Origin of the sequence: Allosphingosinicella deserti (genome assembly GCF_003012735.1) — a bacterium.
Taxonomy (GTDB): domain Bacteria; phylum Pseudomonadota; class Alphaproteobacteria; order Sphingomonadales; family Sphingomonadaceae; genus Allosphingosinicella; species Allosphingosinicella deserti.
The window spans coordinates 103336-126288 of the sequence record NZ_PXYI01000006.1; the positions used below are offsets into that span (position 1 = coordinate 103336).

Consider the following 22953-nt stretch of genomic DNA (forward strand, 5'->3'; position numbering starts at 1 on the left):
TTGTCACGCTCACTCGGCGAAATAGCAAGGCTGCGGGGCAGCCTCGCCGCCGTCACTCGGCGCCGCAAGGCGCCGGCCCAAGGCGAAATAGCGCGCGTGCGGGGCAGCCTCGCCGCATCAGCGGCGTCGTAGGACCGCTTACGGCCGATCGTAAACGCCTGAAGCACAAGACGATCTTGCGAATGCGGAACGACGAGTTCCCCCGCCCGTGCCTTGTCATACGCCTGACCAAAGGCAATGCTAATGCATGCCTGAAAGGTCGGTCGATCATGCCCGTATCCTTGTTGGTAGATCCTGAACACCGTCTCGCCGCTTGCCAGCGATTCGTATTCCCGACGGGGCCCAGTCCGCTCATCGGCCTGATGCGGACGCTCTTTTCCTTCGTAATCAAAGACTAATCGAGATCGTTTGCACTGTTGTAGCAAATCTATACTTGCGACGAAGTATGCTTAAGAAAGGGTAAATAGTGGCTGGCGTCCAACTCCCCCTCCGTGTCTCGAAATCCTTGCCATCGCTCTTCGCGGCCGAAAGCGGGCTCGCTCTCGCCGCGCCGACGCAGATCAACGGCGGCTCCACCGACGACGTCCTCAAGGGCACCGCCGGCGATGACCTCATCGAGGCGCTCGGCGGGCAGGACCGCGCCGACGGCGGCGGCGGCAACGACGTCATCCGCGGCGGCGCCGGGCATGACCGGCTCTACGGGGAGGCCGGCGCGGACACGCTGGAGGGCGGAGACGGAATCGATCAGCTTCACGGCGGCGCGGACAACGACCTTCTGATCGGCGGCGCCGGCAACGACACGCTTTATGGCGGTGACGGCAACGATCGTCTCGAAGGCGGCAGCGGCGCATCGAACTGGCTGGAAGGCGGTCTCGGCGACGACGTCGTCCTCGGCGGCGATGGCGTCGACATCGTCTGGATCCGGGAGGCTGGCTCCGACACCGTCTCGACCGGCGCCGGCAAGGACCAGGTGAACTACAGCGCCGATGTCGCGGGCGGCGACCGCCAGCTGATCGACACCGGCAACGACGAGGATCGCGTTCAGATCGAGTCCCGCGGCGCGACGACCTTCCAGATCGCAACCGGGGCCGGCAACGACCTTGTCCGGATTACCCGCCTGGCTGCGGCGGCCGACATCGGTCTCGGGACCGGCACTGACGTCGTCGAGATCAAGGCCGGCGGCCTGGCGCCAGGGGCGGTGATCACCTTTGCCGATTTCCAGCCGGGTGCCGATGGTGACCGCATCGACTGGATCGACTTTCTCGGCGGCGCGCTCGCCTCGTGGGATCGGCAGACGAACCCGTTCGGCGCCGGTTTCCTGCGGCTTCGCCAGGCCGGTGCCGATGCGGTGCTCGACATCGACTATGATGGCGCCGGCGCCGCCAGTTCCTATCAGCCGCTCTTTATCTTCAAGAATGCCAATGCCGCCGACTTTCGTTCGCCCAATTTCGGTGGGTTCCGGGCCGACGGATCGGAGCATCCGGCTTTCGCCAAGACCGGCACCGACGCTGCAGAGATTGTTCAGGGCACGGCCGGGCACGATGTGATCGATGGTGCCGGGGGCAACGACACGGTCAACGGCGGCACCGGCAACGATCTGCTGCGCGGCGGCGCGGGCATCGACAGGATCGACGGTGAGATCGGCGACGATGTCGTCGAGGGCGGCGACGGCGATGACAGCCTGCGCGGCGGTCGCGGCAACGATGTCGTCCGCGGCCAGGCCGGCCACGATTTCCTGTATGCGGATTTCGGAGCCGACGAACTCGATGGCGGCGCCGGCAGCGATTGGTTTCTCGTCCAGTCGGGAGATACGCTGACCAAGACGGTCCGTGGCGGTGCCGGCGAGGACCGGATCACGATCGAGGGCGCAAACGGCGGCGACTTCGTCATCGACGGCGGCGGCGAGAATGACTGGATCAGCCTCGCCGGGCTGCGCGGCACGGCCGACGTGACATTGGGCGCCGGGTCGGATGTCCTGGTGCTGGATCCGACCGCGCCGGAGCTGATCGCCGGCAAGGGCCACATCGTCGTCCGCGATTTTCAGGTCGGCGCCGGCGGCGACCGCCTCGAATTCGTCAGCTTCCTCACCGCCGCAGCCCCGACCTGGGATGGCAGCAATCCGTTCGCGTCGGGGTACGCCCGCCTCGTCCAGAGCGGCGCCGAGACGCTGCTGCAGATCGATGCCGACGGCGGGGGCGACAGCTTCCGCACGATCGTCACCTTCCAGGGCCGAAGCGTCTCGTCTTTCTCCAGCACCAACCTCGACGGCTTTTCGCCCAGCGGCGCCGTGCCGGCGGGGGCGACCCTGACCGGTACCGAGGCGGACGACACGCTACAGGGCGGCCGCGGCAACGACCTGATCTACGGGCTCGGCGGCAACGATATCCTGAACGGCGACTTTGGCGACGACGAGATCCATGGCGGCAGCGGATTCAACTGCTTAAGCGGCGGTGCCGGTGCGGACCGACTGCTCGGCGGTGCCGACGTCGACATCATCGATGGAGGTAGCGGCCACGATTTTCTGGATGGCGGCGCGGGTGACGATACCCTCCGCGACGATGCGGGATCGGACAGAATCGTCGGCGGCACCGGCAACGACCGGATCGAGGTACGACGCAGCGGCGGCGCCGGTGACACGATCCGGATCGAGGGCGGCGATGGTAAAGACACCATCACCTTCAACGTAGACGGCAGCCCGGACGTAGTCCTCGATGCCGATGGCGGCGCCGGCGACGATACGTTCGTCATGAGCGGAATGATCGGCAATGCCGTGCTCACTTTGGGTGAGGGGCGCGACCACATCGTAGTCGGCGGCTATCGGCCCTATGGCGAACGCCCGGTAACGACGCTCACCGTCAGGGACTTCAAATATGGCGAGGATAGCTTCGATCTGCTGGGCTACGAGCCGAAGATGAAGGGAGACGAACGGTTTGGAGAAGTTTGGGCTTGGCTGTACGGACCTGCCCGCATCGTCCAGGCCGGAGACGACACCCGGATCGAAGTTCTCCGAGGCCGTGAGGAAGACGCATACGTATGGGATACGGTTCTCGTTCTTGAAGATGTCGATGTTACGCCATTCGTTCGTTACTTCTACGGAGATACCAGCTGGATCTATGGCTCCGCGTTGGATGAGACGATCATCGCTGGAGACGGTCCGAAAAAGTTCGACATGTCCCAAGGTGGGGACGATAGCATCTCTTTCGATGGATCGAGTGGATACGGTGCGCAATTCTACTTTGGTGGATCTTACACCGGAGGAGACACGATTGTAGCGGTAGAGGGCATCGGCTCAGGTCTTCTTATTCTTCAGGGCGACTATGGGTTGGATACGCCATTGGTGCTCGGAGAGTCGAACATTCAGAACATGCACGCTCTGCAGCTGCTCTCAGCATCTGGAGCCGAATATTATCATTTGGCGCCCGCTGGAACAGCTTACCAATATGATCTGAGGTTGCTGGACAATATGGCGGTGCCGAGTGAGGCCAGACCATACTTCTACGAGTTTGTGGTCGACGCGAGCCAGCTGGGGCTGGGTGAAACTGCCAAGATTGACGCCTCCGACGAGGCGAGCATGCGCTATGTCATCCGTGGTGGTGCCGGCGACGATCGCTTTATCGGCGGCGCTGGCAACGATCAACTGGTTGGGGGTGGAGGAGGCGACCGCCTTTTCGGCGGCATCGGCCGCGACACTTTCGAATATCTTTCTGCGGGTGACTCTACGGTCTCCAACCGCGATGTCATTGGAGATTATGCGAAGGGGGACCGGATCGATCTCAGTAAAGTCGATGCCATCGACGGCGGCAGTAGCAACGATATCTTCCACTTCATCGGTGCGGCCGCGTTCAGCGGCACGGCAGGCGAGCTTCGGGCAACCTATGGCCCGGGTCCGGAATATGGCTGGCTGGTCGAAGGCGACACCAATGGCGACGGAGCGGCCGACCTCTCGATCCTGGTCCTGACGAGCCAGGGCTACCAGATGACCACTGCCGACTTCTGGTTTTGAGGACGATCGCTCAACTCTCCCTGTGTGCTTAGGAAAGGAATACACATGTCCGCTGGCCAACAATCTCGTCGTGCATCCAATCTCTTTGCGACCAAGGAAGCCGACACGGCAGCGCTTGTGGCACTCGCAACGCAGATCAACGGCGGCTCCACCGACGACGTGCTCAGAGGTACGACCGGCGATGACCTCATCGAGGCGCTCGGCGGGCAGGACCGCGCCGACGGCGGCGGCGGCAACGACGTCATCCGCGGCGGCGCCGGGCATGACCGGCTCTACGGGGAGGCCGGCGCGGACACGCTGGAGGGCGGAGACGGAATCGATCAGCTTCACGGCGGCGCGGACAACGACCTTCTGATCGGCGGCGCCGGCAACGACACGCTTTATGGCGGTGACGGCAACGATCGTCTCGAAGGCGGCAGCGGCGCATCGAACTGGCTGGAAGGCGGTCTCGGCGACGACGTCGTCCTCGGCGGCGATGGCGTCGACATCGTCTGGATCCGGGAGGCTGGCTCCGACACCGTCTCGACCGGCGCCGGCAAGGACCAGGTGAACTACAGCGCCGATGTCGCGGGCGGCGACCGCCAGCTGATCGACACCGGCAACGACGAGGATCGCGTTCAGATCGACTCCCGCGGCGCGACGACCTTCCAGATCGCAACCGGAGCCGGCAACGACCTTGTCCGGATCACCCGCCTGGCTGCGGCGGCCGACATCGGTCTCGGCACCGGCACCGACGTCGTCGAGATCAAGGCCGGCGGCCTGGCGCCGGGGGCGGTGATCACCTTTACCGATTTCCAGCCGGGTGCCGATGGTGACCGCATCGACTGGATCGACTTCCTCGGCGGCGCGCTCGTCTCGTGGGATCGGCTGACGAACCCGTTCGGCGCCGGTTTCCTGCGGCTTCGCCAGGCCGGTGCCGATGCGGTGCTCGACATCGACTATGATGGCGCCGGCGCCGGCAGTGCCTATCAGCCGCTCTTCATCTTCAAGAATGCCAATGCCGCCGACTTTCGTTCGCCCAATTTCGGTGGGTTCCGGGCCGACGGATCGGAGCATCCGGCTTTCGCCAAGACCGGCACCGACGCTGCAGAGATTGTTCAGGGCACGGCCGGGCACGATGTGATCGATGGTGCCGGGGGCAACGACACGGTCAACGGCGGCACCGGCAACGATCTGCTGCGCGGCGGCGCGGGCATCGACAGGATCGACGGTGAGATCGGCGACGATGTCGTCGAGGGCGGCGACGGCGATGACAGCCTGCGCGGCGGTCGCGGCAACGATGTCGTCCGCGGCCAGGCCGGCCACGATTTCCTGTATGCGGATTTCGGGGCCGACGAACTCGATGGCGGCGCCGGCAGCGATTGGTTTCTCGTCCAGTCGGGAGATACGCTGACGAAGACGGTCCGTGGCGGTGCCGGCGAGGACCGGATCACGATCGAGGGCGCAAATGGCGGCGACTTCGTCATCGACGGCGGCGGCGAGAATGACTGGATCAGCCTCGCCGGGCTGCGCGGCACGGCCGACGTGACATTGGGCGCCGGGTCGGATGTCCTGGTGCTGGATCCGACCGCGCCGGAGCTGATCGCCGGCAAGGGCCACATCGTCGTCCGCGATTTTCAGGTCGGCGCCGGCGGCGACCGCCTCGAATTCGTCAGCTTCCTCACCGCCGCAGCCCCGACCTGGGATGGCAGCAATCCGTTCGCGTCGGGGTACGCCCGCCTCGTCCAGAGCGGCGCCGAGACGCTGCTGCAGATCGATGCCGACGGCGGAGGCGACAGCTTCCGCACGATCGTCACCTTCCAGGGCCGAAGCGCCTCGTCTTTCTCCAGCACCAACCTCGACGGCTTTTCGCCCAGCGGCGCCGTGCCGGCGGGGGCGACCCTGACCGGTACCGAGGCGGACGACACGCTACAGGGCGGTCGCGGCAACGACCTGATCTACGGGCTCGCCGGCAACGATATCCTGAACGGCGACTTTGGCGACGACGAGATCCATGGCGGCAGCGGCTTCAACCGCTTGGGCGGCGGTGCCGGTGCGGATCGACTGCTCGGCGGTGCCGACGTCGACATCATCGATGGAGGTAGCGGCCACGATTTTCTGGATGGCGGCGCGGGTGACGATACCCTCCGCGACGATGCCGGATCGGACAGAATCGTCGGCGGCACCGGCAACGACCGGATCGAGGTACGACGCAGCGGCGGCGCCGGCGACACGATCCGGATCGAGGGCGGCGATGGTAATGACACCATCACCTTCAACGTAGACGGCAGCCCGGACGTAATCCTCGATGCCGACGGCGGCGCCGGCGACGACACGTTCGTCATGAGCGGAATGATCGGCAATGCCGTGCTCACTTTGGGTGAGGGGCGCGACCACATCGTAGTCGGTGGCTATCGGCCTTATGGCGAACGCCCGGTAACGACGCTCACCGTCAGGGACTTCAAATATGGCGAGGATAGCTTCGATCTGATCGGCTACGAGCCGAAGATGAAGGGAGACGAACGGTATGGAGAGGTTTGGGCTTGGCTGTACGGACCTGCCCGCATCGTCCAGGCCGGAGACGACACCCGGATCGAAGTTCTCCGAGGCCGTGAGGAAGACGCATACGTATGGGATACGGTTCTCGTTCTTGAAGATGTCGATGTTACGCCTTTCGTTAGCACGTTTTTTACGGACGCTAGTCCGATTTACGGTTCCGTGTTGAACGAGGTGATCGTCGCTGAGAAAGGCCGGACCGCTATCTTCAACATGTCTCAAGGTGGAGACGATAGCCTCACCGCCAACGGCTTGCACAGCCGCTTCTATTTCGGTGGAGCATATACCGAAGCTGATACGATCGTGGGCGTTAGCGGATCGAGCGAGGATCTCTTCATACTTCAGGGAGATTATGGGCAGGATGCGCCTCTGGTGCTTGGATACGAGAATATAAAATACATCGACGATCTGAGGCTGCTCTCGGCGTCCAAAACCGATTTCTTCCATCTGGCGCCGGCCGGAACATCGTACCACTATAATCTGAAGTTACTGGATAATCTGGCTGTACAAAGCGACGACAATCCGTACTTCTGGGCTTTCGAGGTCGATGCGAGTAGCCTCGGCACGAATGAAAGCGCTGCTGTGGACGCATCCGACGAGGCGAGCATGGACTATGTCATGCGTGGCGGCGCCGGCGATGATCGCCTCCTCACGGGTGGCGGCGACGATCAACTGATTGGTGGGGCGGGGCACGATCAACTGTTCGGCGGAGCCGGCAGCGACACGTTCAAATATTTGGACGTTAGCGAGTCGACAACGGCAAAGCGTGACGTAATCGGAGATTTTGCGAAGGGAGACCTGATCGATCTCAGTAAAGTCGATGCCATCGACGGCGGAGGAAGTAGCAACGATATTTTCCACTTCATCGGTGCGGCCGCGTTCAGCGGCACGGCAGGCGAGCTTCGGGCGACCTACGGCCCGGGTCCGGAATATGGCTGGCTGGTCGAAGGCGACACCAATGGCGACGGAGCGGCCGACCTCTCGATCCTCGTTCTGGCGACCCAGGGCTACCAGATGACCACTGCCGACTTCTGGTTTTGAGGACGATCGCTCAACTCTCCCTGTGTGCTTAGGAAAGGAATACACATGTCCGCTGGCCAACAATCTCGTCGTGCATCCAATCTCTTTGCGACCAAGGAGGCCGACACGGCAGCGCTTGTGGCACTCGCAACGCAGATCAACGGCGGCTCCACCGACGACGTCCTCAAGGGCACCGCCGGCGATGACCTCATCGAGGCGCTCGGCGGGCAGGACCGTGCCGATGGCGGCGGCGGCAACGACGTCGTCCGCGGCGGCGCCGGGCATGACCGGCTCTACGGGGAGGCCGGCGCGGACACGCTGGAGGGCGGCGAGGGCATCGATCAGCTTCACGGCGGCGCCGACAACGACCTTCTGATCGGCGGCACCGGCAACGACACGCTCTACGGCGGGGACGGGAACGATCGCCTGGAGGGCGGCAGCGGCGCATCGAACTGGCTGGAAGGCGGTCTCGGCGACGACGTCGTCCTCGGCGGCGATGGCGTCGACATCGTCTGGATCCGGGAGGCTGGCTCCGACACCGTCTCGACCGGTGCCGGCAAGGACCAGGTGAACTATAGCGCCGATGTCGCGGGCGGCGACCGCCAGGTGATCGACACCGGCAACGACGAGGATCGCGTTCAGATCGAGTCCCGCGGCACGACGACCTTTCAGATCGCGACAGGGGCCGGCAACGACCTTGTCCGGATCACCCGCCTGGCTGCGGCGGCCGACATCGGTCTCGGGACCGGCACTGACGTCGTCGAGATCAAGGCCGGCGGCCTGGCGCCAGGGGCGGTGATCACCTTTGCCGATTTCCAGCCGGGTGCCGATGGTGACCGCATCGACTGGATCGACTTTCTCGGCGGCGCGCTCGCCTCGTGGGATCGGCAGACGAACCCGTTCGGCGCCGGTTTCCTGCGGCTTCGCCAGGCCGGTGCCGATGCGGTGCTCGACATCGACTATGATGGCGCCGGCGCCGCCAGTTCCTATCAGCCGCTCTTTATCTTCAAGAATGCCAATGCCGCGGACTTTCGTTCGCCCAATTTCGGTGGGTTCCGGGCCGACGGATCGGAGCATCCGGCTTTCGCCAAGACCGGCACCGACGCTGCAGAGATTGTTCAGGGCACGGCCGGGCACGATGTGATCGATGGTGCCGGGGGCAACGACACGGTCAACGGCGGCACCGGCAACGATCTGCTGCGCGGCGGCGCGGGCATCGACAGGATCGACGGTGAGATCGGCGACGATGTCGTCGAGGGCGGCGACGGCGATGACAGCCTGCGCGGCGGTCGCGGCAACGATGTCGTCCGCGGCCAGGCCGGCCACGATTTCCTGTATGCGGATTTCGGGGCCGACGAACTCGATGGCGGCGCCGGCAGCGATTGGTTTCTCGTCCAGTCGGGAGATACGCTGACCAAGACGGTCCGTGGCGGTGCCGGCGAGGACCGGATCACGATCGAGGGCGCAAATGGCGGCGACTTCGTCATCGACGGCGGCGGCGAGAATGACTGGATCAGCCTCGCCGGGCTGCGCGGCACGGCCGACGTGACATTGGGCGCCGGGTCGGATGTCCTGGTGCTGGATCCGACCGCGCCGGAGCTGATCGCCGGCAAGGGCCACATCGTCGTCCGCGATTTTCAGGTCGGCGCCGGCGGCGACCGCCTCGAATTCGTCAGCTTCCTCACCGCCGCAGCCCCGACCTGGGATGGCAGCAATCCGTTCGCGTCGGGGTACGCCCGCCTCGTCCAGAGCGGCGCCGAGACGCTGCTGCAGATCGATGCCGACGGCGGAGGCGACAGCTTCCGCACGATCGTCACCTTCCAGGGCCGAAGCGCCTCGTCTTTCTCCAGCACCAACCTCGACGGCTTTTCGCCCAGCGGCGCCGTGCCGGCGGGGGCGACCCTGACCGGTACCGAGGCGGACGACACGCTACAAGGCGGCCGCGGCAACGACCTGATCTACGGGCTCGGCGGCAACGATATCCTGAACGGCGACTTTGGCGACGACGAGATCCATGGCGGCAGCGGATTCAACCGCTTAAGCGGCGGTGCCGGTGCGGACCGACTGCTCGGCGGTGCCGACGTCGACATCATCGATGGAGGTAGCGGCCACGATTTTCTGGATGGCGGCGCGGGTGACGATACCCTCCGCGACGATGCGGGATCGGACAGAATCGTCGGCGGCACCGGCAACGACCGGATCGAGGTACGACGCAGCGGCGGCGCCGGCGACACGATCCGGATCGAGGGCGGCGATGGCAATGACACCATCACCTTCCATATCGATGGGAGCGAAGGCACCGTCCTGACTGCCGACGGCGGCGCAGGCGCCGACATTTTCCGCACGAATGCAATAACCGGCGATGCCGTGCTGACACTCGGTTCGGGCCGCGACCGAATCATCGTGGGGGGCTACGTGCCTTATGGTGAGCGTGCCCCTGTCACGCTCACCGTGAAGGACTTCAACCGTGCAGAGGGAGACTCGTTCGACCTCACGCATTACGATCCAGTTTTCAACGATCCTCGGTTCGGTGACCTTTGGGCATTCATTGGGGGGCGCGCCCGTCTTGTGCAGACCGGCGAAGATACCCGCATTGAGTTTCTTCGTAGCCCGGACGCAGACGTGCTCGTCTGGGATCCGATCCTTATCCTCGAGAATGTCGATGCTTTGGATCTGGTCTACACCTATATGTACGATGCCAGCCCGGTCTGGGGCTCAGCGCTGAACGACACGATCGTCGCGGAGAGCGGACCGACCAACATATTCATCATGTCCTTAGGTGGCGATGACAATGTCAGCGGCCTTGGCTTTTACAACAGATTCTATTTCGGAGCCGCCTACACCGATGCCGATACCATCGTCGGAGGCTCGGAATATGGTGGCGACAGGTTGAGCCTGCAGGGCAATTACGGGAGCGATGCTCCATTGGTTCTCGGAGGCGCGAACATTCAGTCTATCGAAGAACTGCAGCTGCTCTCGGGAAGCAGCAGGGTCTATTACGACCGACCGCCGGCCGGGACGGTGTACACATACAATCTCAAGCTGCTGGACAGCATGGCTGGCCCACCTGACCTGTACGATCAGGATGAGAACTTTATCGTCGACGCAAGCACGCTCGCTGCCGGTGAAGCTGCGATCGTCGATGCTTCCGCGGAGACCAGCGCCCGCTACGTGATGCGCGGCGGTGCTGGCGACGATCGCCTGATCGGCGGCCTCGGCAGCGATGAAATCCGCGGTGGCGGCGGTGCCGACCAGTTGTTCGGGGGCAGTAACTTCGACACGTACGTCTACACCGCAACCAGCGACTCGACGGCAGCCGCGCGCGATCTCATCGGGGGATTCGCCGGGGACCTGATCGATCTTAGCGAAATCGACGCTGACGGCAATGCCGCAAACAGCAACAGCGCGTTTCGCTTCATCGGTGCTGCCGCGTTCAGCGGCAGCGCCGGTGAACTGCGGGTCACGGCGGCTGACGGCACGCCCAACGGTTGGCTGGTAGAGGGCGATACCAACGGAGACGGTGCGGGCGACCTGTCGATCTTGGTGGTGACGTCACCGGAATATCAGATCAGCGCCGCCGACTTCTGGTTTTGAGTGGAACCGGCGTGTTGCTGTTGCAGTCGCCGCTGCCCGAAGGGGAGCCGTCTCCGTCGATCGGCGGCGATTGCGAACGCAACGTCGCGTGGAATGCGGTGCCGTAGGCGACCGATGGCGAGGCAGCGTTTTGCCACTCGCATACGCCGGGGCCTCGCGGTCGCGACGCCAGATCATCAGCTCAACGCTGCGGATTTCGGCTTCCGATCGGACAGCGCTCGGCCGCGAAGGCGATCGTCTTCGGGCAAAAAGAAGGGGGCGGGCCGCATCGCGGCCCGCCCCCTCTTGCACCGCCTGAGACTCCTCAGGGAGAAATTTCGTGTTCTGCCCAATGGCCGAGGCGCATCTTGGCCTTCCTCGGCCCCTTCGATCGTCAGCGCGGCGGAAGGGCGGCGCCGAAGACGCCGTCCGAAGCATTTCCGCTGAGGGCATTGTCGGTGTAGGTGTTCACGACCGCGCTTGCCGAGGTGACGACGCCGATCGCGTTTCCGGTGATCGTCGAATCGGTGACCGCGACGACCGCTCGACTCCCCGATGCGGCAATTCCGTTGCCGCTATTGTTGGAGACGTTCACCCGAGTAAGGGTTCCACGCACATCGGCTGCCGTGGGAGGGCCATTGAACTGCACGCCGTTCGCATTCTGTTGCAGGTCGGTGTCTTCCAAGGTGAACCGAACGCCGGTCGAACCACTCCCGGACGTGTCTGCGCGGAAGCCGGCGCCGCTGTTATTGTGGATCCGCAGATGCCGTGCCGAAACCCGCGCAGAGCCGAGCCCGGTCGGCTGCACGAGGACGCCGTTATTGCCGTTGGTGATCGTCACGTTCTCGAGGTGCAGAACCGCTGCAGCCTGGGGCTGAAACGAAATCCCGTTGCCGCTCTTCTGATTCTGAATCATCACGTTCTCGACGACGAGCGATCGGCCCGAGATGAAGCGGATGCCGTTAAGGCCCGGTGTGGTGCCGGCGCCGTTGATCGACACACCACGAAGGATGACATCGACGGTCCCGGGCGTCGCCGTCGCCGAATCGTTGATGACGAAGCCGTTGATTCCTCCTGAATTGAGCACGCTGCCATAGGTGCCGGAGCAATCGATGGTGATAGATTTGGTGATGGTCAGCGTTCCAAACCCGCCCGGGCTGAGGCAGTCTATCTCTCCGCCGGCGGCCGTCTTCGAAATCGCGCCTGCGAAAGTCTTGCACGGTGCGGTTCGGCTGCACGGATTGACGTCGTCGCCGTCGATTCCCCCAGAAACCCAGGTTCGGGTCGCCTGGGCGGAAACCGGCGCCGCGAAGCCGAACGCGGCCACACCAGTTGCAGCAAGCAATGCAATTCGATTTCCCATTTTCATGCGATCATCCCCTTTTGTCCCCCTCTTAGGGAGAAAAGGACAATACTTCGATTCGGAGTAAAAGAATAGAGGAAGTGTATCCGCTGCCTTTGAGGCGCGCTAACTGTTAGCAGGGCACCCCTGCAGCGCTTTTTCACGAATTCTGGTCAGGCGCTCGCTGACCCGCTAAGACAGGTCGATGTCCGTCACCCACTCCCTCGACACCTCGACGAGCCGCGCCAATCCGGTGCCCAGCCCGATGAAGCGCCTCACCGTTCCCAAGCTCCAGGCGATGAAGGGCGGCGACCCGATCGTCATGCTCACCGCCTACACGGCACGGATGGCGCAGCTGCTCGATCCGCACAGCGACATCCTGCTCGTCGGCGACAGCCTCGGCCAGGTGATCTATGGCCTTCCGTCGACCGTACCGGTGACGATGGAAATGATGTGCGCGCACGGTGCGGCCGTGGTCCGCGGGTCGTGGCACGCGGTGGTTGCGGTCGACATGCCGTTCGGCTCCTATGAAGCCGGCCCGGAGCGCGCCTTCGACAGCGCCGCGCGGATCCTCAAGGAGACCGGCGCCGCCGCGGTGAAGCTCGAAGGCGGCGAAGCGATGGCGGAGACCGTCGCATTCCTGGTCGGCCGCGGCATCCCGGTGGTCGGCCATGTCGGCTTGACGCCGCAGGCGGTGAACGCGCTCGGCGGCTATGGTGCGCGCGGCCGCAGCGACGCGGAGGCGGCGAAGATCCTGGCCGATGCGCGCGCCATTGCCGACGCCGGCGCCTTTCTGCTCGTCGTCGAAGGGGTGATGGAATCGCTGGGCGCCGACATCACCCGCGCGGTGTCCTGCCCCACGATCGGCATCGGCGCATCGGCCGCGTGCGACGGACAGGTGCTGGTCACGGAGGACATGCTGGGCATGTTCGAGCGAACCCCGCGCTTCGTCAAACGCTACGAGGATCTCGCCGCGCGCATCGAGGGCGCCGCCGCCGGCTTCGCCGCGGAGGTGCGCGGTCGCGCCTTTCCCACCGAAGAGCAGCTGTACCGGCCCAAAACCTGAGAGGGCTTGCCGTTTCCGCCCCTCGCCCGGTAGAGGTGCGCCGGGGCAAAGTGCCGGCAGACATGTTCGTTCATCCTGAGTTTCGCTTCGCTGGACGATGAGGGCGCCGGCCCATTCGGAGAATTTAGTTGGCGATCAAGCCCACTGACAATGAAACCTTCTATCGTGAAGTCGACGAGGAACTGCGCCGCGACCAGATGCGCACCATCTGGGAACGCTACGGCAAGCTTGCGATCCTCGGGGTCGTGCTCATCCTTGCTGCGATTGCGGGCGTGATCTGGTGGAAGAACCAGCAGGAGGTGAAGGCCGGCAAGCAGGGCGAGGAGCTCGTCGCCGCTTTCGACGACATCGGCAAGCGCGACAAGAAAGCGGCGCTGCCGCGGCTCGACGCCTTGGCGAAGTCGGACAAGCCCGGCTACAAGGTCGCCGGCCTGCTGACCAAGGCCGATCTCGCGATCGAGGACAACAATCTCGATGGTGCGGCGCAGCTGCTGCAGCAGATCTCGAACGACCAGAGCCTGGACCCGGTCTATCGCGATCTCGCCCTCGTTCGGCTCACCCACGTCCAGTTCGACAAGCTTCAGCCCCAGGCGGTGGTCGATCGGCTGAAGGGCCACGCCGTCACCGGCAATCCGTGGTTCGGCAGCGCCGGCGAGATGGTCGCCATCTCCTATCTGAAACTCGGCAAGCAGAAAGAGGCGGGGCAGATCTTCGCCGCCATGGCCAAGGACAAGAAGGTGCCGGAATCGATCCGCTCCCGTGCCACGCAGATGGCCGGGTCGCTGGGCTTCGATGCCGTCGTCGAGCCGGCCGCCAAGCAGGAAGGTAATCAATGAAGCGCGTCATCCTCGCAATCGCCGCAGTGAGCCTCCTGAGCGGCTGCGGAGTCTTCGGCGGCAATGGCAAGAAGAAGACCACGCCGACGGTCGGCGAGCGAATCTCGGTCCTCTCGTCCGAAGCGGCGATCGAGGTCGATCCGAGCCTTGCCGGCGTCGGTGTCGTGCTGCCGCCGGCCGCGGCGAACGCCGACTGGGCGCAGCCCGGGGGCAACGCCGCCAAGTCGATGGCCCATGTCGCCCTCGCCGGCGCGCCGTCGCAGATCTGGCGCACCAGCATCGGCGAGGGCAGCGGCACCAAGGTCCAGCTCGCCGCCTCTCCGGTGGTCGCCGACGGCAAGGTGTTCACGATCGACACCCAGGCCGTAGTTCGCGCCATCGACGCCAATAGCGGCGGCGTTCTCTGGCAGTCCCAGGTTCGCGGTGAGGGCGCTCCGCAGAGCGCCTTGTTCGGCGGCGGCGTCAGCTTCGACAATGGCCGGCTCTACGCCACCAATGGCGCCGGCTATGCCGCCGCGCTCGATCCGGCCAACGGCGCCATCGCCTGGATGGTCCGACCCGGCGGCCCGCTCCGCGGCGCCCCGACCATCGCCAACGACAATGTCTATGTCGTGAGCCAGGACAACCAGCTTTACGCGCTCAACCCCGCCGACGGCGCCACCCGCTGGACCGGTTCCGCGGCGGCGGAAATCGCCGGCGTGTTCGGGGTCGGCGCGCCTGCCGCCGCGCAGGGCACGGTGGTTGCCGGCTTCTCGTCCGGCGAGCTCAACGCCTATCGTTACGAGAATGGCCGGACCTTGTGGCAGGACGCGCTGTCGCGAACCAGCATTTCGACCGCGGTGACCACCCTGTCCGACATCGACGCCGAGCCGGTGATCGATCAGGGCCGGGTCTATGCGATCGGCCAGGGCGGCCGCATGGTCGCGCTCGAGCTCGTCACCGGCCAGCGTATCTGGGAGATCAACGTCGCCGGCATCGCCACGCCGTGGGTCGCCGGCGAATGGGTCTATGTCGTCAACGATCAGGGGCAATTGCTCTGCATCGCCCGCGCGACCGGCCGAATCCGCTGGATCAGCCAGCTTCGCCAGTATCGCGACGTCAAGGACAAGAAGGGCCGGATCTCGTGGGCCGGTCCGGTGCTCGCCGGCGATCGCCTGATCCTCGCAAATTCGCAGGGCGAGATCGCCAACGTCTCGCCTTATGACGGAACGGTCCAGTCGACGGTGCCGACCGGAATGCCGGTGTCGTTGAGCCCGATCGTCGCCAACAGCACGCTCTACATCCTCCACGACAACGGCCAGCTCACCGCCTGGCGCTGAGCATGTCGCCCTTCCCCGCCGCGCCTCGGCGGGGAAGGGCTGTCGTCTGTTGACCCTGTCGCCGCGACGGGGCAGGGCAGGCCACTATGGCCAAATTGCCCACCATCGCGATCGTCGGCCGTCCCAACGTCGGCAAATCCACCTTGTTCAATCGTCTCGTCGGCAAGCGCCTGGCGCTCGTCGATGATCGTCCCGGCGTCACCCGCGATCGCCGCGAAGGCGATGCGAGCCTCCTCGGACTCGAATTCCGGGTCATCGACACGGCCGGCTACGAGGATGAGGATCCGGACACGCTGCCGGGCCGGATGCGGGCCCAGACCACGGCCGCCGTGCGCGAGGCCGACGCCGCCCTGTTCCTGATCGATGCAAGGGCGGGCGTCACGCCGCTCGACGAGGAAATCGGCCGCTGGCTTCGCTCCGAGACCACGCCGGTGATCCTCGCGGCCAACAAGGCCGAAGGACGGGCCGGCGAATCCGGCCTGCTTGAGGCCTGGTCGCTCGGTCTTGGCGAGCCGATTCCGATGAGCGCCGAGCATGGCGAGGGCGTCGTCGACCTGTTCGAGCATATCCGCCCCCATGTCGAGCGCGAGGAGGCGCGGGAGGAAGAGGAATATGCGGAGGACGAGAATGATCGCCCGCTCAAGCTCGCGATCGTCGGCCGCCCCAATGCCGGCAAATCGACCCTGATCAACCGGATCCTCGAGGAGGAGCGGCTGATCACTGGACCGGAGGCCGGGATCACCCGCGACTCGATTTCGATCGACTGGGAATGGCAGGCACCGGACGGTCGCTTGCGGCCGGTTCGGCTCATCGACACCGCCGGCATGCGCAAGCGCGCCAAGGTCCAAGACAAGCTCGAGAAACTGTCGGTCGCCGACGGCCGCCGCGCGGTCGAGTTCGCCGAAGTCATCGTGTTGCTGCTCGATGCGACCCTGGGTCTGGAGGCACAGGATCTCAGGATCGCCGATTACGTCCTCCAGGAAGGCCGCGCGCTGCTGATCGCGATCAACAAATGGGACGTCGCGGAGAATCACAGCCAGCTGTTCCAGGGCATCAGCGCGGCACTGCAGGACGGGCTTTCGCAGGCCCCCGGCGTGCCCTTGCTCTCGGTCTCGGCAATGACCGGCAAGGGCCTCGACCAGTTGCTCGAGGCGGCGTTCAAGGTCCGCGAAGTCTGGTCGCGGCGTGTCTCGACCGGGCAGCTCAACCGCTGGTTCGAAGCGGCGATCGAGCGCAACCCGCCGCCGGCGCCCGGTGGCAAGCGGATTAAGCTGCGCTACATCACGCAGGTCAACACCCGCCCGCCATCCTTCGTCATCTTCGGCAACCGGCTGGAGATGCTGCCGGACAGCTATTTGCGTTATCTGACCAACGGCATGCGCAAGGAGCTCGATTTCGGCGCGGTGCCGGTGCGGCTGCAGACCCGCACCTCCAAGAACCCGTTCAACAAGGACGGCTGACGGGCCGTCTGCGGGGCGACAACAGGCGGGAGCAGGGATCATGCATAGGCTTGTGCGCCTCTTCACCTGCGCTGCCCTGACCATCGCACCGGCCCCGGTCGATGCGCAGCCGCTCGAAACCCCGGATTCAGGTACGCCTGCGGCGTTCCAGGCGATGGTCGATCAGGTGCGGCGCGGGATGATGGCGCCCGGCCCGGTCGTCGAGCGATGGAAGGTCGGTGGTGCCGATCCGACAGCGGCGCTGGTCGCCAGGGGCGCCGACCGACACGTCATGCTGGTCGAGGACGAGAACGGCACGACCGTATCGTTCAGCACCGATGGCCGGATCGCCGATCTCGCCGCCCCCGCGTGGCGAGTCGTCGACACCTATGGCTCCCCAATCGCCTTTGCGGAGAATCCTACGGTCGGATTCAGTCCGGTCGGCACCCGGTTCGTGGTTGGGGCGCGCACCGCTGGGTGGCGCGAGAACGGCCTCGATTGCGGCAAGCAGCCGACCCATGCCATTCTCTACGAGCGGCGCGACGCGCCGGCGGACCAGACCGCCGATCAGGCGATGACCTTCTTCCGGATCACCATGCTGGCGATGGAAGGGCAGACGATCTGCAGCCGCGCCGTCGGTGACTCGCGGCGCGGCTGGCGGTTGACCTATCTGCTGCCCGACGGCCGCGAACTTCCGGCGTTCAACAAAAGCGAGACCCGCATGCGGATCGCGCCGGCGGGTCCGATCGATCGGCTGGTGGTCGGAACATCGCTTGCCGACATCGCCGTCGCCCCACCGGAAGGGTGAAGCGGGTCAGGCCGGCGCTTCGACGTGGCGGCGCATCGGCTGCAGCGCGCCGCGGGCGAGCGACCGCCAGGCCCATTCGAGCGGCCCGTAGCGGAAACGGTCGAGCCACGGCCTCGACCAGAGCAGCATCAGCGCCCAGGCGGGAATGATGACCAGCCACAATGCGGCCCGCCCGAAATGGCCGAACAGGCCGAAGCCGTAGCCGAAGAACAGGGTGGTCATCAGGATGCTGGTGCCGAGATAGTTGGTGAAGGCGGTCCGTCCCGCCGCCGCGATCCGCGCGACGAGAGCGCCGCGATGGCGCGTGGCGAGGATGATCAGGGCGGCGGTGGCGAGGATCATCGCGGGGCGCATCGGCACCGTCGCTGCGCCCCACAAGGCGAACAGGGTCGCGGCGTGGAAATCGGCGCGGATCATCAGCCAGGCGAGCAGGGCATAGACGGGGATGCCGAGGCCGAAGCCGATCGCCACGGTTCGTGCATAAGCATTCCGGGCCCAAGTGCCGCGCAGGAATCCGGTCTTGAGCGCCGCCATGCCGAACAGCATGTAGCCGATCGTTTCCCAGCTGAACAGGAACAGCCCCTTGGCCGGGGCGAAGAGCTGGACGGTCACGCGGTGCTCCAGGATCCCGGCATAGGAGCCGCGAAACAGCGCCAGCTCCTTGGCGATCTCGGCGCCGCCGGGCCGTCCGAAGTCGCGCTCGATATCCTGCCAGGCGGCCAGCGCTTCGGCCGAGCTGCCCGGCTTTGCGGCCTCGGCCTCGGCGATGAAGAAGCTTGCGCTGATCGCCGCGAAGAGCGCGAACTGGACGACGGCGAAGCCGACGCCCCACACGATCAGCGCCTGCGGGCTCTTCTGGTAGAAGAAGGCGGCGACCATACCGGCGACGGCGTAGCCGAACAGGATGTCGCCGTGCCAGATCAGGTAATAATGGAGGAGGCCGATCGCGCCGAGCCACAGCATCCGACGGTAATGGATGGCGGTTGCATTCTCGCCTTTTGCCTCCGCGCCCTCGATCACCAGCAGCATGCTGGCACCGAACAGCAGGGAGAACAGGCCGCGCATCTTCCCGTCGACGAAGATGAAGGCGAAGATCCACGCGGCGAGATCGGCGGTGGAGTTCGTTCCGTAGGCCGCCGGGTTCATATAGGCCTGGGTCGGCATCGCGAAATCGACGATGTTCATCGCCAGGATGCCCATCACGGCAATGCCGCGGACGATGTCCAGCGTCGCGATGCGCGCCGTGCCGGTGACAGTCATTCCGCATCCCCTGGTTCGCCCCGGGGAAGGTGTTAGCCCAGCCGCAGCCGCGCTGTCACCGCACGATCACTCCTGCGACGGCGCCGACTGGAGCTGGATGTAATTGGCGAGACCCATTTGCCGGATCATGTCGAACTGCCGCTCGAGATAATCGATATGCTCTTCCTCGTTGCCGAGAATCTCGGCGAACAAATCGCGGCTCACATAATCGCGGACCGACTCGCAATGCGCCACGGCTCCGCGCAGCTGCTCGACCGCTTCGATCTCGACCTCGAGATCGGCGCGCAGCGCCTCCTCGACATTCTCGCCGATCCGCAGGCGGCCCATCAGCTGAAAATTGGGCAGGCCGTCGAGGAACAGGATGCGTTCGGCGAGCCGGTCCGCATGCTTCATCTCGTCGATCGATTCGTGGCGTTCGAAGGCGGCGAGATGGGCGATGCCCCAATGGTCGAACAGCCGGTAGTGAAGCCAATATTGGTTCACCGCCGTGAGTTCGTTCTTGAGCGCCTCGTTGAGCAGCTCGATGACCCGTGCGTCGCCCTTCATGTCCGGCTCCCTTCGATCCTGAGGAGCCTTTCGGACGATGGGCGTGCAGCGTCAAGCCTTCGCGCGCATGCCACGCGACGGCCGGGGATCAGGCTGCGCTCTGCTCCGCGGCGATCACTTCGCGCGCGAATGTGAAGCATTGGCCGCAGCGAGGCTTGCGGCCGAAGCTCCGATACGCGCTGGTGGGGCACGATGCGCCTTCCCGCGCAGCCTTGCGCAGGTCGCATTCTCGAATCGCATTGCAGACACAGACGATCATGGAGATCGTCTTAGCCGATAATGCGACTAAGTCGCAATAGCTTAGATGTCCATTTTCCAGGGAAACGGACGGGCGGTCACGCGACCGTGAGTTCGCCGCCCATCAACGCCGGGAAAAAGGCTTCGTTGGTCTCACGCAGGCTCGCCAGCGACACATCGAGGCCGCCGTCCTCCGCAGTCAGCGAGTCGCCGCCGGTGGTGCCGACGAAGCTGATCGCAACTCCGGCCTCATGGGCGGCGTGCTGCAGCGCTTCGCCGTCGCGCGTGGTGACAAGGTAGCGGCCCTGGTCTTCGCCGAACAGAAAAGCATGCGGAGCGTCGTCGAACAATTCGGCGGTCAGCATCGCACCGATGCCGCCGGCCAGCGCCATCTCGGCAAGCGCGATCAGCAGCCCGCCGTCGGCAAGGTCGTGGACGGCACTCACCGCATCGACCCGGATCGCGCCTCGGACGAAGTCGCCATTCTTTCTCTCCACCGCCAGGTCGACCGGCGGCGGCGGGCCTTCCTCGCGGCCGGCAATTTCGCGCAGCCACAGCGATTGGCCGAGATGGCCCCTGGTCTCGCCGATCAGGTAGACGGCCTCGCCTTCGGCCTTGAACGCGATCGTCGCGGATTTGCGCCAGTCGGGAAGCAGACCGATGCCGCCGATCGCGGGGGTCGGCAGGATTGCCGAGCCGCTGCCGTCCTCGTTCTTGGTCTCGTTGTAGAGCGAGACGTTGCCCGAAACGATCGGGAAGTCGAGCGCCTCGCACGCTTCGGCCATGCCGTGGATGCAGCCGACGAACTGGCCCATGATCTCGGGCCGCTGCGGATTGCCGAAATTCATGCAGTCGGTGGTCGCCAGCGGAGTCGCGCCGACCGCGGTGAGGTTGCGCCAGCATTCGGCGATCGCCTGCTTGCCGCCTTCATAAGGGTCGGCATAGCAATAACGCGGAGTGACGTCGGTGGCGATCGCAAGCCCCTTGTCGGTGCCGTGGACCCGGACGACGGCGGCATCGCCGCCCGGCCGCTGGACGGTGTCGGCGCCGACCATGTGATCATATTGCTCCCAGATCCAGCGGCGGCTGGCGAGATCGGGCGATCCGATCAGGGTCAGCAGATCGGCGGCGAGACCCTTGCCGCTCGGCACGTCGCCGAGCGGTGCGGGCTTCGGCGTCTCGATCCAGGGGCGATCGTAGCAGGGGGCATCGTCAGCGAGCGGTGCCAGCGGGATGTCGGCGACGACCGCGCCGTTCCAGCGCAGGACGAGATGCCCCCCGTCCGGTCCAGCCTCGGTCACCCGGCCGATCACCGCAAAATCGAGCTCCCACTTGTGGAAGATCGCCTCGGCCTCGGCCTCGCGGCCGGGCTTCAGCACCATCAGCATGCGCTCCTGACTCTCGGAGAGCATCATCTCGTACGGGGTCATGCCCTCCTCGCGGCAGGGCACGCTGTTCATGTCGAGCTCGAGCCCGACGCCGCCCTTGGACGCCATCTCGACGGAGGAGGAGGTGAGGCCGGCCGCGCCCATGTCCTGGATTGCGACGATCGCGTCGGAGGACATCAGTTCGAGGCACGCCTCGATCAGCAGTTTCTCGGTGAAGGGATCGCCGACCTGTACGGTCGGGCGCTTCTCCTCGCTGTCTTCCGAGAAGTCGGCCGAGGCCATGGTTGCGCCATGGATGCCGTCGCGGCCGGTCTTGGAGCCGACATAGACGACCGGATTGCCGATGCCGGCCGCCGCCGAATAGAAGATCTTGTCGGTATCGGCGACCCCGACGGTCATCGCGTTGACCAGGATGTTGCCGTCATAAGCGCGGTGGAAGTTCACTTCGCCGCCGACCGTCGGGACGCCGACGCAATTGCCGTAGCCGCCGATGCCGGAGACGACGCCGGAGATCAGGTGCCGCATCTTGGGATGATCGGGCCGGCCGAAGCGCAGCGCATTCAGGTTGGCGACCGGCCGCGCACCCATCGTGAAGACGTCGCGCAGAATCCCGCCGACCCCGGTTGCAGCGCCCTGATAGGGTTCGATGTACGAGGGGTGGTTGTGGCTCTCCATCTTGAAGATCGCCGCCTGGCCGTCACCGATGTCGACCACGCCGGCATTCTCGCCCGGCCCCTGGATCACCCACGGCGCCGAGGTCGGCAGCTTTTTCAGGTGAAGCCGCGAGGATTTGTAGGAGCAATGTTCGGACCACATCACCGAAAAGATGCCGAGTTCGGTGATGTTCGGAGTCCGTCCCATCGCGTGCAGCACGCGCTCATATTCATCTGGGGACAGGCCGTGCTCGGCGACGATCTCGGGGGTGATGGATTCGCTCATGCACGGCCTCCTAAAGGTTCGTGCCCGATTTGTCGAAACCCTGCGTCGATGGTACAATGATCATGTTTTGTTCTCATCATGGAGGCAAGAATGCGCGTCGATCCCGTTCCCGCCGGCTATCACAGCCTCACGCCTCACCTCGTCGTTGCGGGAGCCGAGGCGGCTATCGCCTTCTATGCACAGGCTTTCGGGGCCGAGGAGGTGCTTCGGATGCCGATGGGCGATCGGATTGGCCATGCCGAGATGCGGATTGCCGACTCGATCTTCATGCTCGCCGACGAATTCCCGGAGATGGACATTGTCGGGCCGAAGACGCGCGGCGGCGCAACGTCGAGCCTGCTCATCTACACCGACGACGTGGATGCGCTGTTCGCCCGGGCGCTGGCCGCCGGCGCAACCGAGGAACGCGCACCCGTTGATGAATTTTGGGGCGACCGGCGCGGAACGATCGTCGATCCGTTCGGCCACCGCTGGTCGCTCGCGACCCATATCGAAGACGTGAGCGAGGCGGAAATGCAGCGCCGCATGGCGATGATGATGGGGCAGGCGGACTCGTAGGCCTGAACGGGCGACGCCGTGATCGGCAGCGTGGAGGATTTGCGGCTCGCACCAACCTGGGCAAAGAAAAAGGTGGAAGCGCGG

14 protein-coding genes are annotated in these 22953 nt (G+C 65.1%); 9 read left to right on the forward strand and 5 right to left on the reverse strand.

All coding sequences use genetic code 11. The features are described from left to right. Positions 1–505 precede the first annotated feature (505 nt). Genes C7I55_RS29280 through C7I55_RS18070 form a run of 3 tightly spaced genes read left to right on the forward strand, consistent with a single transcriptional unit; the run spans position 506 to position 11152 of the window. Positions 506–4003 carry a calcium-binding protein gene (locus C7I55_RS29280; RefSeq protein WP_106514423.1) on the forward strand — a complete coding sequence of 1166 codons (3498 nt, stop codon included), beginning with the start codon at positions 506–508 and terminating at the stop codon, positions 4001–4003. A gap of 45 nt (positions 4004–4048) precedes the next feature. Continuing rightward, entirely contained in the window at positions 4049–7579 is a 3531-nt protein-coding gene (locus C7I55_RS18065) for a calcium-binding protein (RefSeq protein WP_106514424.1), read from the forward strand. 45 nt (positions 7580–7624) lie between these two features. Continuing rightward, on the forward strand, positions 7625–11152 hold the full coding sequence (locus C7I55_RS18070) for a calcium-binding protein (RefSeq protein WP_106514425.1): 3528 nt from the start codon (positions 7625–7627) through the stop codon (positions 11150–11152). A 373-nt stretch (positions 11153–11525) separates the two neighbouring features. Here the strand turns inward: C7I55_RS18070 and C7I55_RS18075 are convergent, their stop codons facing one another. Then, a complete protein-coding gene (locus tag C7I55_RS18075; RefSeq protein ID WP_106514426.1) occupies positions 11526–12500 on the reverse strand; it encodes a right-handed parallel beta-helix repeat-containing protein in 975 nt (324 codons plus the stop codon). A gap of 178 nt (positions 12501–12678) precedes the next feature. On the opposite strand from C7I55_RS18075, the gene panB reads away from it, so the two are divergent. From panB to C7I55_RS18100, 5 genes are all read left to right on the forward strand, one after another. Continuing rightward, entirely contained in the window at positions 12679–13539 is an 861-nt protein-coding gene (gene panB / locus C7I55_RS18080) for a 3-methyl-2-oxobutanoate hydroxymethyltransferase (protein WP_106514427.1), read from the forward strand. 128 nt (positions 13540–13667) lie between these two features. After that, positions 13668–14375 carry a tetratricopeptide repeat protein gene (locus tag C7I55_RS18085; RefSeq protein WP_106514428.1) on the forward strand — a complete coding sequence of 236 codons (708 nt, stop codon included), beginning with the start codon at positions 13668–13670 and terminating at the stop codon, positions 14373–14375. After that, the gene (locus C7I55_RS18090; RefSeq protein WP_106514429.1) at positions 14372–15694 is read left to right on the forward strand and encodes an outer membrane protein assembly factor BamB family protein; all 1323 of its coding nucleotides are present in this window, start codon (positions 14372–14374) and stop codon (positions 15692–15694) included. Before C7I55_RS18085 ends, C7I55_RS18090 begins: the two co-directional genes overlap by 4 nt. Positions 15695–15780: 86 nt before the next feature. After that, complete coding sequence (gene der / locus C7I55_RS18095; RefSeq protein ID WP_106514430.1) at positions 15781–17154, forward strand: ribosome biogenesis GTPase Der; 1374 nt, start codon at positions 15781–15783, stop codon at positions 17152–17154. Between the two features lie 40 nt (positions 17155–17194). After that, positions 17195–17941 carry a hypothetical protein gene (locus tag C7I55_RS18100; RefSeq protein WP_146151064.1) on the forward strand — a complete coding sequence of 249 codons (747 nt, stop codon included), beginning with the start codon at positions 17195–17197 and terminating at the stop codon, positions 17939–17941. Between the two features lie 6 nt (positions 17942–17947). Here C7I55_RS18100 and C7I55_RS18105 read toward each other — a convergent pair whose 3' ends face one another. From C7I55_RS18105 to purL, 4 genes are all read right to left on the reverse strand, one after another. Continuing rightward, the gene (locus C7I55_RS18105) at positions 17948–19201 is read right to left on the reverse strand and encodes a DUF418 domain-containing protein (protein ID WP_106514432.1); all 1254 of its coding nucleotides are present in this window, start codon (positions 19199–19201) and stop codon (positions 17948–17950) included. A gap of 66 nt (positions 19202–19267) precedes the next feature. Then, complete coding sequence (bfr, locus tag C7I55_RS18110; protein ID WP_106514433.1) at positions 19268–19747, reverse strand: bacterioferritin; 480 nt, start codon at positions 19745–19747, stop codon at positions 19268–19270. 88 nt (positions 19748–19835) lie between these two features. Next, positions 19836–20006: a (2Fe-2S)-binding protein gene (locus tag C7I55_RS28975; protein WP_106514434.1), complete on the reverse strand. Its 171-nt coding sequence runs from the start codon at positions 20004–20006 to the stop codon at positions 19836–19838. 76 nt (positions 20007–20082) lie between these two features. Further along, a complete protein-coding gene (gene purL / locus C7I55_RS18120) occupies positions 20083–22311 on the reverse strand; it encodes a phosphoribosylformylglycinamidine synthase subunit PurL (RefSeq protein WP_106514435.1) in 2229 nt (742 codons plus the stop codon). 90 nt (positions 22312–22401) lie between these two features. Here purL and C7I55_RS18125 point away from each other — a divergent pair, with 90 nt between their 5' ends. After that, a complete protein-coding gene (locus C7I55_RS18125; protein ID WP_106514436.1) occupies positions 22402–22869 on the forward strand; it encodes a VOC family protein in 468 nt (155 codons plus the stop codon). Positions 22870–22953 lie beyond the last annotated feature (84 nt).